Source organism: Sphingomonas sanguinis, from assembly GCF_019297835.1.
Classification (GTDB): Bacteria; Pseudomonadota; Alphaproteobacteria; order Sphingomonadales; family Sphingomonadaceae; genus Sphingomonas; species Sphingomonas sanguinis_D.
This window is the reverse complement of the sequence record NZ_CP079203.1, coordinates 2,955,965-2,971,624: the sequence shown is the minus strand read 5'-3', so window position 1 is coordinate 2,971,624 and position 15,660 is coordinate 2,955,965. Positions and strand designations below refer to the sequence as shown.

The following is a 15,660-nucleotide window of genomic DNA, read 5'->3' as shown; positions in this document are numbered from 1 at the left end:
GAAATGGCTGCCTCTCGACGCAACTAAGTGCATCGGGCGCGCACTGGTTGGTTCTCGGATGATATCGCGTTGCCGATGCCTCCTTCGCTTTTTTTCGATCAGGTCTGTACGGCTGGCTCCGATGCTAGCGGCTGTCGCTTCGGCCCGCTGCGGTCTCATGAACTACAAGCGATGATTCCGCTTTCCCCCGTATCGGCTGGCAAGACCGCAGCCCTGCGACTTGAACGAACGGCATTTTACGCTCCGCGCAGCCCGAAAACTGCCATTCCGGTTTCCACCAAAAACTTCCGCTAAAGGGGGTTAACGTAGTCCTCCTCTTTCGATTTGGCTTTAGCACTACCTTTAAGTAGCAATGTGGGCGGCCTATGATTGCTTCAAAGTCGCATCGAGCAACCTAACTGATTGATTTCACGGTTGCCACCTGAGCGGCTTTTAAGGGCCGTCGTCATTTCAACAGACTGAATGATCCCCCTCGGGGGCAGCCCCGTTTCGGCAGACGATCCCCCCGCGCCTCTTCGCCCCCACCGGCCGACATCACGCGCGGACGACGCATCCTATGGCCTGCGTTATCAGCCGGATGCCGATCGGTTTTTCGCATCGCATGACATCCCGGAACCGCTCAGGGATCGCCGAGCCGTCATAGCCGGTGGTGAACAGGAACGGGACGCCGCGCGGGAGCGGCGCGGACATTGGTCCAGTGCCAGCCGCCATCCGGGCGGCGCCTACGGAACTCGGCATCGACCAGCCCGCGTACGGCCACTGCCGCTCGGCACAGGCGCGGCCGTCGATCGCTTTACCGTTGCATCGTCGAGCGAAACCGATGCAAGACGTTCAGATCACGGGATTACGGGGGCATCGACGGTGAAGGCTTTGGGGTGGGCGCTGAGCGCCATGGCTCTGACGATCGGTGCGCCTGCCCTGGCGGAGGATGAGCCGCGCTTCTGCCCGACCCGGCCCAGCATCGGCGGATCGAGCTGCACGACCGAACCGGGACGCGTCCATGTCGAGGCATCCACCCTGGACTGGCAGCGTGACGATCAATCCAGCCAGCGCGAGGACCGTATCGTCACGGCCGACATCCTCACGCGGGTCGGGGTCGGCAAGAACACCGAAATCCAGTTCGACTGGGTCGGCTATGGTCGCGACCGGACCCGCGACAAGGCCAGCGACACTGTCGACACTGTGACCGGCACGGGCGACATGACCTTCGCGATCCGCCAGCATTTGGCCGGTGCGAAGGGCAAGGCCTTTTCGGCGGGCGTACAGGCGTTTGTCACCGCTGCGACGGGGCGCTACCCGGTCGGCGCCGGGACGTGGTCGACGGGGATCATCGTGCCCGTCCAGTACGACCTGACGGAAAAGGTCGCGATCGCCGTGACGGGGGAAGCGGACGCGGCCGCCAACCAGTCGGGCATGGGTCGGCACCTGGCCTATAGCGAGATTACCGGCCTGCGTTACAAATTCACCGATCAGGTCACCGCCACCGCCGAACTGTCGCTGGAGCGCGACGACGAACCCGATCAGCATGAGACGATGGCGCTGGCCGCGCTGTCGGCGGCGTGGCGGCCGACCAAGGTCGTGCAGCTCGACATCCTGGCGGCGGCCGGACTCAATCCGGCGTCGCCCGCCCTGCGCCTCGTCACCGGCGGCGCCATACTTTTCTAGGGGCGCGATCGACATTCGGACCATCCCGACCTCATTCCCCCCCTGCAAGGGGAGGGGGACCATCCGTAGGATGGTGGAGGGGTGTCACCGGTGGCGGTCGTTGACCAACCTCTTCCCGCAGGACACCCCTCCGTCAGGGCTTCGCCCTGCCACCTCCCCTTAGAGGGGAGGAATCAAATGAATGTCGATCAGCCCTGGGGGCGCGGCGGTCCGTCGGCGGGCAGCTTCGTGCCCAACAGGACCAGACGATCGCCCGTGATCCCGAACCAGTGCGGCACGCCCGCCGGCAGGAGCAGCACGTCGCCGGGGCGGAGCGGGCGCGTGGTGCCGCCCTCGATCCGCTCTCCCTCGACCAGATCGGCGCGGCGCGTCACGGGCGCGACCAGGGTGCCGCCCGAAATCAGGGTTCCCGCGCCTTCTAGCACGATGGCATATTCGGCCTCCGCCGGATGGACGGCGGGGCGGCCGGGCTTCTTCCAGATTTCGATCGCCGCGACGCGCGGCCCGTCGCGGACCAGCGGACGCCATGCGAAGCCCTGATTCGGCTTCATCTCGGCCAGCATCGCTGTTACCTGCGCGCGGACCTGATCGGCGCTTGCGAAATCGCTGGTGTCCGAAGCGGCGCGCGCGACACTCGACTGCGCGACCGCGCCGGTCAGTAGCGCCGCCACGGCGAACGCGATTTTCCTGATCGATATCCGCATCTTACGACCTCTCCCTGTTGGGAGATGGTTGTTGCACTCGCCGAGGATCGCGGCAACCCGCCCAATGGATAAGGCCGTGCCCGTCAATCGCGCGGCACGGCCCGCCGCCAATCGCGATAGCCCAGCCAGGCAAGCCCGATCATCACCGCATACAGTCCGGCGGTCGGCAAAAGCCCCTTGAAGGCGAACATCCCGACATAAACGATATCGACCGCGATCCAGAGCAGCCAGTTCTCGCGGTGCCGCCGTGCCGTCCAATATTGCGCGACGAGGCTGAAGCTGCTGAGCGTCGCGTCCAGCCATGGCAGCGCCGCATCGGTATGGCGGCTGGTGAACCACCCGATCGCCAGCGCTCCCAGCGCGCCGACGATCAGCCCCGCCACGGCCTTGGGGCAGGTCAGCGGCGTTACGACGACCGTGCCGGTGGCGTTCCTGTCGCGGCTCCAGACGATCCAGCCATAGAGGGTGCCGACGCCGAACACCGCCTGCAACGCCATGTCGGCATAGAGCCGCACGTCGAGGAACAGTTTGAAATACAGCGCACAGGCGACGAGGTTCAGCGGCCAGCACCAGACGTTGCGCCGCGCCGTCAGCCAGATCGCCAGAAAGCTGATCGCGACCGCCGCGATCTCCAGCATCGTCATGACAGGCCCAGTCCGGCGCGTAAGGACGCCAGGAAATCACACCCCGCCGCCGACCGGAACCAGTCGGCATGGCCCAGAAGATACCCGTCCCAGGCCAGTATAGCCGCGTCCGAATCGCCGACGACCCCCGCGAAATAGTCGATCTCGGACAGGGCGAACTCGATATGGACCAGCGGCAGCAGCCGCACGACCGCCTCCCGCATGAGACTGTCCAGCGGGCTGACCGCTTCGTAGCCCGCGATCAGCGACAAGGCGGCGGCGGGGTCGGCAATGCGGTCGTCCCGCCCTTCCCCCAGCTCCAGCCAGGCAAAGGCGGTCCGCTCGATCGCGGTCGCCAGATCATATGCCGCACAGGTGCGGTCGGACAATCCGAAGTCGAACACCGTCTCGACCGTATCGTCCGCCGCCCAGAGCAGGTTGGAGGGGTGCCAGTCATTGTGCGTCCACAGCGGCTGTTGACGGGCGAGAAGCGGCGCAAGCCCGTCGCCCGACGCGGCGAACAGCGAGGCCAGATGTCTCCACCAGGATCGCTTTTCGAGGAACGCCGCCAGCGCCGGACGCGCATCGACATAGGCTTGCACCGCCGCCAGCGGATCGGCGGCGGGCAGGATGGTGAAGCTGGCGACCAGCGGCTGTACGCGGCGCGCCGGTGCGTCATAGCCTTGGGCGGCACGGTGCAGCGATGCGAGCGAGCGCCCGGCGGCATGGGCATGGTCGTACGAGCGGAACGGCGTCCAGGACAGCCGGTCGCGATACAGATCGTCCCCGGCCGACCGGCGGTGAAGCTCATAGGTCCACTCGCCCAAAGCAACCGCGCTCGCGCCCTCCGCCGTGCGGCACAGCTCGGGCACCGGCATTCCGGCGGCCGACAGATGCGCGATGAAGCCATGCTCCTCCGCCAACCCCGCTAGGTCGCGCACCCGGCGATCATGCCGTTTCAACAGCAGCGCGCCGCCGGTCGTATGGATCAGCGTCGCGGCGGAAAAGGGACGCGGCGAATGCCAGTGCAGCGCCTCGATCGGGGCCGCGCCCGGAAAGCGCGCCAGCACCGCCGCCGCTTCGTCGGGCGTGATCGCGGGCCAGGTGGGCGCCTCCAGCGCCAGCCCCATGCCGTGGACGCGATGCTCGCCGCCCGGATCGCTCATGGTCAGAAGGCGCGCGACAGGGTGGCGACCACCGCCGCGCCGCCGCCGATATAATAGGCCGGGGCATTGCCCGCGATGACTGTACCGCCGCTCCCGATCGTGTCGCGGGCATTGGTCGTCACCGCCTGAACGCCCGACAGGACATGCGGGTCGGTGACGTTGATCGCGTTGAGCCGCAGGTCGGTCCGCTTGCCGTCGAGCCAGTCGGCCAGATGGACACCGATCGCCAGATCCAGCGTGGCATAGCCCCTGATGCTCTCGTCATTCATGAAGGTCGCATATTGGCGGCCGACATATTTGCCCGCGATGCTGCCGAACAACAGCCCATCGTCATAGGTGCCGCCGCCGCCGATCTGGAACGTCGGGCTGGACACCGCGCGCTTGCCCCGCGTCGGCAGGAAGTCCGCCCCCACCGGCAGGTCGTCGTCGATCCGCGCGCGCAGATACTCGCCCGAGACATAGACGCTGACGCCCTTGGCGGGACGATAGTCGATCTCTCCATCGACGCCGTAAGAGGTCTGCCCCCCGGCATTCAACGTCGAATTGACCAGCGCACCGCCATTGTCGACCACGGTCGCCAGCTGGCGGTTGCGGAATTTGTAGTGGAAGCCGGTGACGGACGCCGACAGGCTGGGGCCGATATAGCGATAGCCCAGCTCCTGCGAGAGCGAATATTCGTTCTTCAGCGCATCCGTGCCGCGCGTCGTGACGACACCGCCATAATAGCTGTCGTACAGCGTGAACTCGTTGGGCGTGCGGAAATTGGTGGTGATGTTGGCGAACAGCTGCTGCCGGTCGTCGATCGCATAATGAACGGCGGCGCGCGGCAGGGCGACGAAGCTGTCGCGGCGAACCGCGCTTTGCGGCCCCGGCAGATAGTTGCGGCCGTTGCGCAGCAGATTGACGCCCTTGAACCCGACATCGACCGTCAGGCGCGGGGTCAGCGCGATGCTGTCGGCCACGAAGACGCTCTTCGTCACGGTGACGGTGCGCTGGTTCTCATAGGCGAGCAGGCGGCCATCGGCGGTGCGGATCGCACGGGCACGATAGCCCCAGCGGTCGGCGGGACGGCCATCGGCATCGACCGAGGTATAGGTCTGCGTCACCCGGTCGGTGCCGTAATCGAACCACAGCCCGGCCGTCAGCCGGTGGATGCCCGCCTGCAAGGTCAGCTTGGCGACCTGCCCCAGGCGCATCTGGTCGCCGGTATAGTTGCCCAGCACCGTCGCCACGCCGTCCACCGCGCCGGGCAGCGCGATCGGCTCGGCCAATTCCTCATTACCCAGGAAGTTGCCGGTGGTCGCCAGCTGGGTGCCATAAGGCGAATTGCCATAGCCGAACTGGAGATAGCTGGTGCCGTCGAACGTCAGCCGGTCGTCCAGCACCAGATGCACCGGCGCCGAGGCATAGAGGTTACGGAACGGCGCGCGGTACAGGCGCCAGTAATTGGTGTCGCCCGGCGTGTAGCGCGCGTCGTAATTGAACCCGCGTCCTTCCGCCTGCCACTCGGCCAGCGTCGGGCTGGGATAGCTGGAGGAATTGGCGTCGTTATAGGACAGCGCCAGGCTGGCGCGATTGCCATTGCCCCATTCGCGCAGCAGCTTGGCGTCGATATGCTGGCGCGTGTCGAAGCCCGCGCCCCGCCAATTGTCCGCGCGGGTGTTGGAATAGGACAGGAACGCCTTCAGCCCGCTATTGCCGATCTCCCCCGTATCGCCCCGGACGAAGACACGGCGCAGATCATAAGAGCCGAGCGCGAGGTCGGCGAGGACTTGGCCCCTCGCCTTGGGATCGTCGAGGGTCAGCGACAACAGGCCACCCGCGCCGACGACGGTCGGCGCGTCGATATTGACCGATCCCGGCGACAGCGCGATCCGGCGCAGATTTTCCGGGTCGGCGAATTGCGACGGATAGGCGTAGTAATAACCGATATCGTTCTGCGGCGCCCCCTCCATCAGCACGCCGATCTCGTCCTGCCCCAGCCCGCGCAGGGTCAGGCTCGAACTGGTCGACAGGCCGTAAGGGTCGCTGGAGGCGACGGTCGCGCCGGGCAGCAGGTTGACGAGCTGAAACGCGTTCTGGGTCGGCGCCTGCTTGATGATGAAGTCGGTCGCGACCTCGCTGACCGCATTGGGTTCGGTCTGGTCGGGCAGCAGCCCTTCGGGATCGCGGTGGCCGATCACGCGAATATCGGCCGACGTGTCGGTGGTTTGCTGCGCCGACGCCGCCACGGGCCAGGCGGCCGACAGCAGCAAAGCGCCATAGCGCACCATCTTATGCTTGCGAGACATCACAACCGGCATCGTCTTTCACGTCCACTTCACGGAGGGACGACGAAAGCACCGCCACCCTCCCTACGCCGGTATGACCCGGATCAGGTTCAGCGGGTCATGGGCTGCTGCCCACCTCTCAACCGCGCGTCAGCGGCCCCCCGGGGATGGCGTCGTCTAGGCGGTTATGCGGTGGCTGCAAATGGTTATCGTGAACGAGGGAAGCCGCCCCGCCCGCCCCCGCGTCAAAAGACGAGGCGGACGGGCTTGCCGGTGTAGGTGACGGTCCGCGCGGCGGGCAGGTCGGCGATACCGCCGGGGGTGCCGGGCTTGACGACGACGATGTTCAACCGGCGCGTCGACACCATGCCGGGGAAGCTCCCCCGGCGCGTACCGATGGTCAGGGTGCGGCGGGCGTCGTCCCAGCTCAGGTCGTAGGTCGCGCGGGCGCCCTTTTCATAGGCATAGGTCTCGTTATCGTCCTCATAGACGGTGAAGCGACCGTTCGCGCCGGGATAGACGCGGATTTCGTACAGCGCGTCGGGCTTTTCGGTCGCATATTGCTGGAGCGGCCCCAGCGGCAGGATCGCGCCCGCCCGGACGTATAGCGGCATGATGTCGAGCGGCACGTCGCGCGACGTCTCGGTGCCGCCCGCCAGACGCTGGTTGGTCCAGAAATCGTACCAGTCGTTGCCCGCGGGCAGATAGGTCCGCACCGCCAACTTCGGCGCCTCGCCCGCCTTCGCAGCGGCGCGGCGCAGTTCGTCGGGAGTGCGCCAGGCGAAGCGCAGGTCGCGGTCGCCGTCGCCCTGATAATATTCGATGCGGATCGGCACGCGCTGCCCTTTGCGCAGCGTCACCTTCGCGCCGTGATAGCGCGACGCCCCGCTCTCCCAATCCTCGACCAGCTTGCGGCCATCGACGAACAGGCGGACGCCGTCATCACCCTGCAGGCCCAGCTCATATTCGCCGTCCTCCGGCGCCTCCAGCACGCCGTCCCAGCGCGCGGAGAAGTCGTTCAAGCTCTTCAGCCCCGGCGGCATCGGCTGCAGCGGCGGCTGCGGCCAACGCTTGTCGATCACCGTGTCGACGACGCGGCCAGCGGGCTTGTCGAAGTTCCGCCCCTCGAAATACTGGCCCGCCAGACCCGGCTTGCCGTCGGCCGTGAACAGCGCGGATGCGGGTACGGTGGCGGCGGGTTCCGGCTCGACATGATACATGGCGCGCGTGACCGGATGGACCAGCAGCGAGCCGCCGAACATGAAGCTGTCGTTCAGCCCATGGACCCGCGCATCGTCGGGAAAGTCCATCGCCAGCGGCCGCATCATCGTATAGCCGCCCGCCGTCACCTGCCAGCCCAGCCCATAGATATAGGGCAGCAGCCGGTAGCGCAGGTTCACCGCGTCCAGCAGCGAGCCGTACATCTGCGGGTCGAGCGACTTGAAGATATAGGGTTCGCGCTCGATGCTGGTTCCGTGGACGCGCATCAGCGGGTTGAACACCGCATATTGGAACCAGCGGGCGAACAGCTCGCGGTAAGCCGGGTTCTTCTCGCCGCCGCTATAGCCGTTGACGAAGAAGCCGCCGGTGTCCTGCGTCCAATAAGGGTTGCCGGTGACGGTCACGTTCACCCCGCCCGCGATCTGGTGGCGCAGCGTTTCCCAGCTAGCTTGGGTATCCCCCGACCAGGAGGTCGCCGCCGTCCGCTGCGCCCCCGCCCAGGCCGATCGGGTCAGAGTCAGCGCGCGCCTGTCGCTGGTCGCCCGCTGCCCCTCATAGGTGCCCAGCGTCGTCATCAGCGTATAGGCGTTCAGATAGCGCGAGAAATCGCCCAGCGCGTTGCGGCCCAGCGACTTGATGTCGTCGACCGCCGCGCGTGCATCGTGCATCGCGGTGCTGACCTCGACCTCGGTCCCGTCCATCCACAGCGCGTCGACGCCTTTGTCGAGCAGGCCGGACTTGGCATATTTGAAATAGATCTGCCGCCCCAGCGGGCTGAACGCGTCATAGACCCGCGCCTGCTTGGATATCCAGTGGAGCGGCGCGAAGCGCAGGCTGTGCTGGTCCAGTTCCTTGCCGAGCGCGGTGTCGTTGCCGACCGAGGGCCAGATCGACACCATCAGCTTCATGTGCAGGTCGTGGATCCTGGCGATCGTGCCGGCCGGATCGGGAAAGCGGGTCTTGTCCCACGTCATCCCGCTCCAGCTGCCGTCGTTGCCGCCCCAATATTGCCAGTCCTGGACGATGTAATCGAGCGGGAAGCGTTCGCGGCGGAACGTCTCGGCCACCTGAACCAGCCGGTCCTGGGTCGGGTAGCGCTCCTTGCTCATGAACAGGCCGAAGGCCTGTCTGGGATACATGGGCGCGTCGCCGGTCAGCTTGCGATAGGCCTGGACCACGCCGTCCATCGTATCGGCGCCCATGAAGTAGTAATCGACCCCGCCCGGCGCATCCTCCGCCCAGAGCCGCGCGCCGTTGGCATCGTCGGCGAAGCGCATGTGCGAATAGGTGTCCCACATCACGCCGTAACGCCGGTTGGACACCATGACCGGGATGATGATGCCGATATTGGTCTGCACAAGATCGAGGTTCGCGCCGCGCCGGTTGATCGTACCGTCGTCGGTAAAGCCGAAGCCATAGATCGCCTCGTCCGGCGTCAGGCGGAAACGGTTCTCGACCTCATAGCTGGGCTCCTTGGCGCTGGTGATCGGCTTGACGCTCTGCGGCGCGGTACGGTCCTCGCTGGTATAGGGGTGGCCGGCACCATCGAAGAAACTGACCGCGCCGGTCGTCTTGTCGACCGAGACACGCAGCGCGGCACTCGCCATCTCCAGCGCCTGCGCGCCGTCGGTCACGCGAAAGGCGATGTCGGCGGGCGGCGCGACGACGACGATGCTCCTGGCGGTCCAGTAGTTGCGGCCGCGATTGGTGTTCACCCGCACCGTCGACGGGCCGTAGAACAGGATCGTCTTGGCGACGCCCGCCACCCGGACCTGCACGCCGTTGCGCAACCGGGTATAGGCGAAGCCCTGCGCCGGGATGGGCGCGACGGCCTGCGGGTGGCCATGGGCGTCGAGCCCGGTCGGCAGCTCCTGCGCCGCCGCCACCGGCATGGCGCTGGCAGTCGCCCCCGCCGTCAGCCCCGCCAGCGCCACGCCGATGGCCAATGCCGCCCGATGCATCCCGTGCCTCACCCTGATCCTCCCGCTTGTCGTCTTTCATCGGCGGCGGGGTTCCGATCCCCGCCGCCGTCATGTGCGAACTTATCGTGGCAGCTTCGCCAGGTCGCGGTCCATGCCCGCGCCGTCGAAGGGTACGACGATCACCTTGCTGCCATGGCCGTTGCTGCCGGTCTGCGATTCCTTGGAGGTGTCGATCACCGAGAAGGTGATCGCCTTCACATGGCCGTTTTCCATATACACGGCCGGGCGCTCCAGCTTGTTCCAGTGGTTCACCGTGCCGTCCGTATAGCGCAGGAAGTCCGCCCCCGGCTCATAGGCCAGCCCCTGGAAGCGCCAGCCGGTGATGCCGTCGCGCGAGATCAGGTGATAGGCGCGGCGATCCTCCCAATGGTTGACCAGCATGTGATACCAGCCGCCGCTATGCCAGATGACCGGGTCTTCCAGCTTGCCCAGACTGTCCTGCGGCAGGCCGGGCAGGCCGATGAAGATGCTCCGCCCCATGACCTTGTACGGCCCGAGCACGCCCGAGCGGCTGATGAGGATCTGGCCCGAGCGCTGCACCATCTCGAACCCGCCATCGGGGCGCGGAATGATGCTGACGTTGGAGGCGGCCCAAGGCTTCGGCTCCGGCCCCTTTTCCGGCTCGTCGGTGGCGGTGAAGACCGAGCGATGCTCGCTCTGGTCGACGGTCAGCTTGCCCAGCGAGCGCCATGGCCCGTCGATCGACTCGGACATGAACACCTCGCCCGGCCGCACTTCGCTGGTGATGACGGCATAGCGGCCATCGGGCAGCTTGAGCGGCATGATGTTGTGCCCCAGCCCGCCCATATTCTCCGGCCACATCAGCCCGCGATCGCGATAGGGGCCGTAGAGATTGTCGCTGATCGCGCTGACCGCGAGCGACTTGGTCCAGGCCCAATGCCCCTTCGCCTCCGGCCAGCGGCTGGCGAACATGCGGTATTTGCCGTCCTTGCCCTTCAGGACCGGGCCGTCCCAGTAATTCCACTGGGCGAGCTTGGGGTCTTCCAGGCCGTTGCCCTGATCGCGCGGCCCTACCTCCGCCGCGCCCCAGGCCGAACGGCTGAGCGGGCGGACGATCGGCATCGGCTTGAAATAGTCGATGAAGGGCTTGGGACCGAGCACCGGCAGATCGGCCTTCGCCGCCGGTGCGGGCGCCGCCCCCTGCGCCGCCGCCGCCGAGGCGACCGACAGCATCGCTGCCGCCAGGCTTCCCATCAGGGACAAACGCATATTCCGGTGCATCTCAAATCCTCCCACGCATTGCGGCGGTCTTTGCGCCAAGGTCCGGTCGCCGATCAGCCATTCTGGGGCGCGATCCGGTATTGGAAATCGGAGAAATCGGCATGGCCCCGCATCTCGCTTTCGTGGAAGGTGAACAGGCCGACACGGTCCCCCCGATAATCCTTCCATTGCAAATCATAGGTGCCGCCGAAGCGCTGGAACGCGCCGCGCCCGCCATCCTGCTCGAAGATCGCCCGGCCGTCATGGGTCCAGCGGGTCGCGAGGCGGATCAACGACGCCTCGACCTCCGGCCCCTCTTCGATGGTGTTGCCCAGCGCGAAACAGAGGAACCGGCGCGTGCCCCGCTGGCGAACGCCGATCCATGCCCCGTCCGCCGAGAGGTGGCAAAGCCCCGCCGTCTGGCCGTCGACCATGCCCGACAGGTCGATGGCCACGCTGGCCCGGTTATCCGCCGTGCGCCAGGATCGCTGGCTCAGCACATTGCCGACGCCGCGCAGGCCCGGATAGGCGGGTTGAAACGCCTTGAGCCGCAACCAGCCGCGACGCTCGGTCAGGCTATAGGCGTCGTGCCGGGGAGCATGATTCCACTCCCAAACCGGCTTCAGGGTTCCTGAGAAGCGATCCGACAGATCGGGCAGCGGCGGGCGCCGGGAGGGGATCGGCTTGCGCGATTCCCAGACCATGTTGCCGATCCCGTCCGGGCCGGGCCGCCCGATGATCGGCCAGCCCTCCCGCCACGTCACCGGCAACAGGCACATGGCGCGCCCCTCCCAGTCGCCATGCCCCTGATGGGTCAGGAACCACCATTTGCCATCGGGCGCCTGGAGCAGCCCGCCCTGATTGGGCTCGCGGTCGACCGGCGCATCGACATGGCCCAGCTGCACCGCCTTGGCCTGCGCCAGTCCCGGCAGGCTGGTCGCGCGCTTCATCATCGGCACGCGGCCCTCCGGCCTGACCTCGCTGAAGTAATGATAATAAGTGTTGCCGAACTTGTAGAGCTTGTTCGCCTCCGACCCGTCCGAGTTCTGGATGGGAATGGCCGAGGCGCGGTCCAGCGTCATGCCGTCGGGACTCATCCGATACAGGCTGATGACATAATGCTTGCCCGTCACCGGATCGGCGCCGAAGCGCGTCATCACCAGCCAGGCGCTGCCGTCCGTGTCCCAGAAGGGGCAGGGATCGTCGAAGCCCCCTTCGTGCAGCAGCGAAAGAGGCGGCGACCACGGCCCTTCGGCACGCTCTGCGGTGGTGACGAACAGCCCGCTGTCGGGCGTGGCGAAATAGATATAGAAGCGCCCGGCATGATGGCGGATCGCCCCGGCCCACATGCCCCGGCCATAGCCCTTCATCCGCCGCCAGCTCATGTCCGCTTCGTCCAGCGTACCCAGATCGGGGACGGCGTGACCGATCGTCGTCCAGTTGACCATGTCGGCCGAGCGCAGGATGACCATCGCCGGACTGGTGTGGAGCGTCGAGCTGATCGCGTAATAGGTGTTGCCGACCCGGATCGCGTCGAGGTCCGAATAGTCGGCCGGGATGATCGGATTGACGAAGCTGCCATCGCCCTGATCCCCCCAGCGCGGCAGCGGCGAGCGGGCGAGCGGCGCACCCAGGCTGGCCTGCGCCGGATAAAAGGCCATGCCGCCCAGCGACGACAGCCCCAGCAGCACCGAGCGTCGATCCGCTCCGCCCTTTTCGTCCGTCATCCCCACAGCCCCTTTCCGCCCGGCGACGAGGAAAGAGGCAGTCCGCCCATGACCCATGGCGCGCCCCACGCTCCGAACCCACAGGTTCGCCCGTCACCCTCTCCTTATTGCTAATTGCGTATGTGAAATAGATATATGGCCATTGCAATCATTTTGTCGGAGTGAAATCGGGCCGTCTCAGTGCGGGGGGCGGGCCTTCATCAACGCGAAGAAAGAGAGGCAACAGGCCGCGAGCGCGAGCACGAACCCGCCTGCCGCAACCCAAAGGCCGACCGTGAGACCACCGAAATAACCGCCGACCACCAGACCGATCAGCGGCAGGAGGAATAGCGACAGGCATCCGATCACGACCATGCCGCCATGAACCACGCCGCGCCCGACCAGGTTCCGAGGCGAGGATCCGTCCTGAAAGCCCACGTCACACGACTGGCGACAGGGCGAATAAACCGGCGATTTCGGGAAAATTGTCCTCCGCCAATAACGGATGTCCCGCTGTCCCCGTTGCCAAACCTCATATCCGAATGGTAGCGTCAACCATCTTGACCGCAATCACGTCGTGTTGCCAATGTTCTTCGCCGCTTCATCTTAGCGCCTGACTTTACGTCATTTTGTTCGTCGGTCAGGCACGGCTGCCGAAAGCTTTTAGCAGCGTCGGCAATCGCGTATGGAGCCTCGAGCAGCAACACTATCGCGAAGGAATGTTGCCGGCGATGCTACCGACGCTGTTCTCGTTGCCGCCGCTCCTCGCGCGTTCCGGTCCGCGCTTCCACGCAATTCCTCTTAGGGGAACGGGGGGCTGGTTCCGACGCGCCATAGCGGACATGCAGACCCATCCCGTTCGGCCTCGAGCGACAGCCATTGACGGCACACCGAGGATTGAACGGCGACGATGACGAAGCATCGGCCGCGATCGAGCCGCGGGTGCGCCGTCGCCGGAACACCGCCCATCCGCTGCGACGTGCCTTTGACGGCGGCCGAGGGGCTAGGCTGCGTGCGACTTCAGGAATACCCTGTTGGAGTTCGGCGGCGCCGATGAGGATGTAGATCGCCGGCAGGCTCGGTGGTTCACGTTCGTGGAGGATCACCCGAATCTTCAGGCCCGCCATCTCGATCTTATCGCCGCTTGAGCCCGCCGACGAGCGCGCAAAATGGCCGAAATCGAGACTGTACCGCCAAGCGGCTATCAGCAGCCCCGTAGCGGAAAATCGCGGCTCGCTAAGCCGCGCCTTCTCATGAAAGCGCTCGGTGATCCCCCCGGCGGGCATGCCCTCCACTCCGGTTCGCACGAGGATGCGGCAGATGGCGAGCCGCGTCTCGTGCGCAAGCGCCCCGAGTGTTGTGACCATCCGCTCGTCGTCCATTTGACCATGCTAGCGGCTATCCGGCCAACCATAAACCCCTGCCTACGCCCTGCTACGCTAGGATGCCGGTGCGCACGTGCTTCGTGCACGACCCGACGGAGCCGGTCCCGTCTCCACCGCATGCGCATCGGCGCATGCCGGAGCTAAGTTGAAACCGCTCGTGCCGGAGGACCCAGTGGGAGGATACGGGTGTCCAGGCCGAGGAGCTACGGCCTACTGGATATGCCCGACGAGGCGCAGTTAAACGCGGCCGTGCGGGCGGCTGTTGACGCGTTCCGTGCTCCCAGCGCCCTGATCTCGCTCGTCGATGCCGATTGTCAGTGGCTTCAGGCGAGATAAGGTCTAAAATCACAGGAGACGCGCAGGTTCTGCACGCACGCTATCCTCCGCACCGCGGTGACGGTCATCTGCGACGCCACCGCCGACGACCGATCCTCGACCAACCCCCTGGTCACTGGTGAGCCCGGCATCCGCTTCTACGCCGGCATGCCGCTAAGCGCGAGGTCGAGCCGTGGATTCGGTAGGCTCTGCGTCATCGATCAGAGGCCTCGACCTTAGGGTTTCACCGGGGACAGAGATCGATCCCGCAGGCCCTAACGGTCAGGACGATGTCGGCCTTCGAGTCGAAGGCGCCCCCACCTCGCAGCTCACAGCGCGCTTTTTTCGGCATTCGGACGGAAGTCCGTCTCCCATGCCGGGACGCTGTCGGGGCATCGGGGCGGAGGTCGGACGCCAAGTTGACAAGGGCCTGTTAAGTGTCGGGGAAGCAGAAGGAAGCATGATGAACGAAACGGCTATCTGCTCAATGGAGGGGTGCGGCAACGTGGCCGAGACCCACCACGCCCTGCGCGACCGCTACCCCTTCAACAAGTCGCGGACGCAGTCGGCGACCGGGGTGAAGTGGCGGGACGAACCGCATCTGATCCAGGACCTCTGTCGCGAGCACCATTTCGACGGCTTCCACCAGAAGTTCGCGCGCACCGACAATTGGCCGCCCGGATGGGGTTTCGCCGACACCCCGCTGCTGCGGGGTGCGGACGCCGTCGAACGGATCGTCAATCGTGCGTCGGCACGCCCGTCGACGAGTCATGGGAATTCCTCGGACCGGAAGCTGCGGGGTCGGCGGGATGACGGCGGCTTCGCGAACTCCGTCCTCTATCGCCTGTGCTCGGAACATCATTCGCACGTTGATGTCGGCATCGTCGAAGCCAAGTTGCGGCTGATAGGCGATCACTACCGGGCCTCCCTGAAGCGGGGCGTGGGTGCGCACCACGCGGACGACGGAGACGGGTTCTTCGTCGAACTGGCTCGCGCCGTCGCGAGCTCGGACCTCGACGAACGGCTCGACGAGGTGCGCAGAGAAGGCAGGGTCAGCCTACGCACTCTACCGCTCGTCGTAGCGGCGCATGCGGAGTTCGAGGCGACGGTCGTCTCCTTCACGAGGAGATGGCTCGGTCCGCAGGCCGCGCGCCGGGTCATCAACCGCCGCTCCTTCTGTTCGAAGTACCTCCACTTCCATGCGCGCGACTCTTTCTTCATCTACGACAGCGTCGTGCTGGGGAGACTGGGCCTTGGAAGAGGAACGTCCTACGCCCGCTTCGCGGACGAGATCCTGCGCTATGCCGTCTCGGGACACTCGCAGACCTGGACGCCCAGATCCGTCGACATGGAGATCTACGGCTATCAGGCGGTCGGGACGGTCTGAGCTCGAACGCGAGCG

Annotated in this window: 13 protein-coding genes and 1 riboswitch; of the genes, 3 read left to right on the top strand and 10 right to left on the bottom strand. The window is 66.0% G+C overall.

Translation table 11 applies throughout. The features are described 5' to 3' along the window. Positions 1–534: 534 nt before the first annotated feature. Positions 535–690, bottom strand: a complete 156-nt coding sequence (locus KV697_RS13935; RefSeq protein WP_219018700.1) for a hypothetical protein — start codon at positions 688–690, stop codon at positions 535–537. A 201-nt stretch (positions 691–891) separates the two neighbouring features. On the opposite strand from KV697_RS13935, the gene KV697_RS13930 reads away from it, so the two are divergent. After that, a complete protein-coding gene (locus KV697_RS13930; protein WP_219018699.1) occupies positions 892–1,665 on the top strand; it encodes a transporter in 774 nt (257 codons plus the stop codon). A 188-nt stretch (positions 1,666–1,853) separates the two neighbouring features. Here KV697_RS13930 and KV697_RS13925 read toward each other — a convergent pair whose 3' ends face one another. The 9 genes from KV697_RS13925 to KV697_RS13885 all read right to left on the bottom strand — a co-directional run bounded on the left by KV697_RS13925 (position 1,854) and on the right by KV697_RS13885 (position 13,940). Further along, the gene (locus KV697_RS13925) at positions 1,854–2,369 is read right to left on the bottom strand and encodes a cupin domain-containing protein (protein ID WP_219018698.1); all 516 of its coding nucleotides are present in this window, start codon (positions 2,367–2,369) and stop codon (positions 1,854–1,856) included. An 83-nt stretch (positions 2,370–2,452) separates the two neighbouring features. Continuing rightward, the gene (pnuC, locus tag KV697_RS13920) at positions 2,453–3,013 is read right to left on the bottom strand and encodes a nicotinamide riboside transporter PnuC (protein WP_219018697.1); all 561 of its coding nucleotides are present in this window, start codon (positions 3,011–3,013) and stop codon (positions 2,453–2,455) included. Next, positions 3,010–4,158, bottom strand: coding sequence for a phosphotransferase enzyme family protein (locus KV697_RS13915; protein WP_257575345.1), 1,149 nt, complete (start codon positions 4,156–4,158; stop codon positions 3,010–3,012). Before KV697_RS13915 ends, pnuC begins: the two co-directional genes overlap by 4 nt. Before the next feature lie 2 nt (positions 4,159–4,160). Next, complete coding sequence (locus KV697_RS13910; RefSeq protein WP_257575344.1) at positions 4,161–6,449, bottom strand: TonB-dependent receptor; 2,289 nt, start codon at positions 6,447–6,449, stop codon at positions 4,161–4,163. Between the two features lie 43 nt (positions 6,450–6,492). Beyond that, positions 6,493–6,602: riboswitch (TPP riboswitch) on the bottom strand. Positions 6,603–6,673: 71 nt separating this feature from the next. After that, complete coding sequence (locus KV697_RS13905) at positions 6,674–9,610, bottom strand: glycoside hydrolase family 31 protein (protein ID WP_219018695.1); 2,937 nt, start codon at positions 9,608–9,610, stop codon at positions 6,674–6,676. 81 nt (positions 9,611–9,691) lie between these two features. Further along, the gene (locus KV697_RS13900; RefSeq protein ID WP_219018694.1) at positions 9,692–10,861 is read right to left on the bottom strand and encodes a glycoside hydrolase family protein; all 1,170 of its coding nucleotides are present in this window, start codon (positions 10,859–10,861) and stop codon (positions 9,692–9,694) included. Positions 10,862–10,926: 65 nt separating this feature from the next. Next, a complete protein-coding gene (locus KV697_RS13895) occupies positions 10,927–12,579 on the bottom strand; it encodes a glycoside hydrolase family 43 protein (RefSeq protein WP_219018693.1) in 1,653 nt (550 codons plus the stop codon). A 177-nt stretch (positions 12,580–12,756) separates the two neighbouring features. Next, positions 12,757–12,996, bottom strand: a complete 240-nt coding sequence (locus tag KV697_RS13890; RefSeq protein WP_219018692.1) for a hypothetical protein — start codon at positions 12,994–12,996, stop codon at positions 12,757–12,759. A 296-nt stretch (positions 12,997–13,292) separates the two neighbouring features. After that, positions 13,293–13,940: a hypothetical protein gene (locus KV697_RS13885; RefSeq protein ID WP_219018691.1), complete on the bottom strand. Its 648-nt coding sequence runs from the start codon at positions 13,938–13,940 to the stop codon at positions 13,293–13,295. A 396-nt stretch (positions 13,941–14,336) separates the two neighbouring features. Here KV697_RS13885 and KV697_RS20320 point away from each other — a divergent pair, with 396 nt between their 5' ends. Together KV697_RS20320 and KV697_RS13880 are read left to right on the top strand one after the other, a co-directional pair. Beyond that, positions 14,337–14,498 carry a hypothetical protein gene (locus tag KV697_RS20320; protein WP_374011366.1) on the top strand — a complete coding sequence of 54 codons (162 nt, stop codon included), beginning with the start codon at positions 14,337–14,339 and terminating at the stop codon, positions 14,496–14,498. 220 nt (positions 14,499–14,718) lie between these two features. Continuing rightward, positions 14,719–15,645, top strand: coding sequence for a hypothetical protein (locus KV697_RS13880; RefSeq protein ID WP_219018690.1), 927 nt, complete (start codon positions 14,719–14,721; stop codon positions 15,643–15,645). Positions 15,646–15,660: the final 15 nt, after the last annotated feature.

Coding starts and splice junctions, on each gene's coding strand:
- KV697_RS13885 (WP_219018691.1), bottom strand. CDS start 13,940: ATGGACGACGAGCGGATGGTCACAACACTCGGGGCGCTTGCGCACGAG.
- KV697_RS13880 (WP_219018690.1), top strand. CDS start 14,719: ATGATGAACGAAACGGCTATCTGCTCAATGGAGGGGTGCGGCAACGTG.
- KV697_RS13895 (WP_219018693.1), bottom strand. CDS start 12,579: ATGACGGACGAAAAGGGCGGAGCGGATCGACGCTCGGTGCTGCTGGGG.
- KV697_RS13915 (WP_257575345.1), bottom strand. CDS start 4,158: ATGAGCGATCCGGGCGGCGAGCATCGCGTCCACGGCATGGGGCTGGCG.
- KV697_RS13910 (WP_257575344.1), bottom strand. CDS start 6,449: ATGTCTCGCAAGCATAAGATGGTGCGCTATGGCGCTTTGCTGCTGTCG.
- KV697_RS13925 (WP_219018698.1), bottom strand. CDS start 2,369: ATGCGGATATCGATCAGGAAAATCGCGTTCGCCGTGGCGGCGCTACTG.
- KV697_RS13900 (WP_219018694.1), bottom strand. CDS start 10,861: ATGCGTTTGTCCCTGATGGGAAGCCTGGCGGCAGCGATGCTGTCGGTC.
- KV697_RS13905 (WP_219018695.1), bottom strand. CDS start 9,610: ATGCATCGGGCGGCATTGGCCATCGGCGTGGCGCTGGCGGGGCTGACG.
- pnuC (WP_219018697.1), bottom strand. CDS start 3,013: ATGACGATGCTGGAGATCGCGGCGGTCGCGATCAGCTTTCTGGCGATC.
- KV697_RS13930 (WP_219018699.1), top strand. CDS start 892: ATGGCTCTGACGATCGGTGCGCCTGCCCTGGCGGAGGATGAGCCGCGC.
- KV697_RS13935 (WP_219018700.1), bottom strand. CDS start 690: ATGTCCGCGCCGCTCCCGCGCGGCGTCCCGTTCCTGTTCACCACCGGC.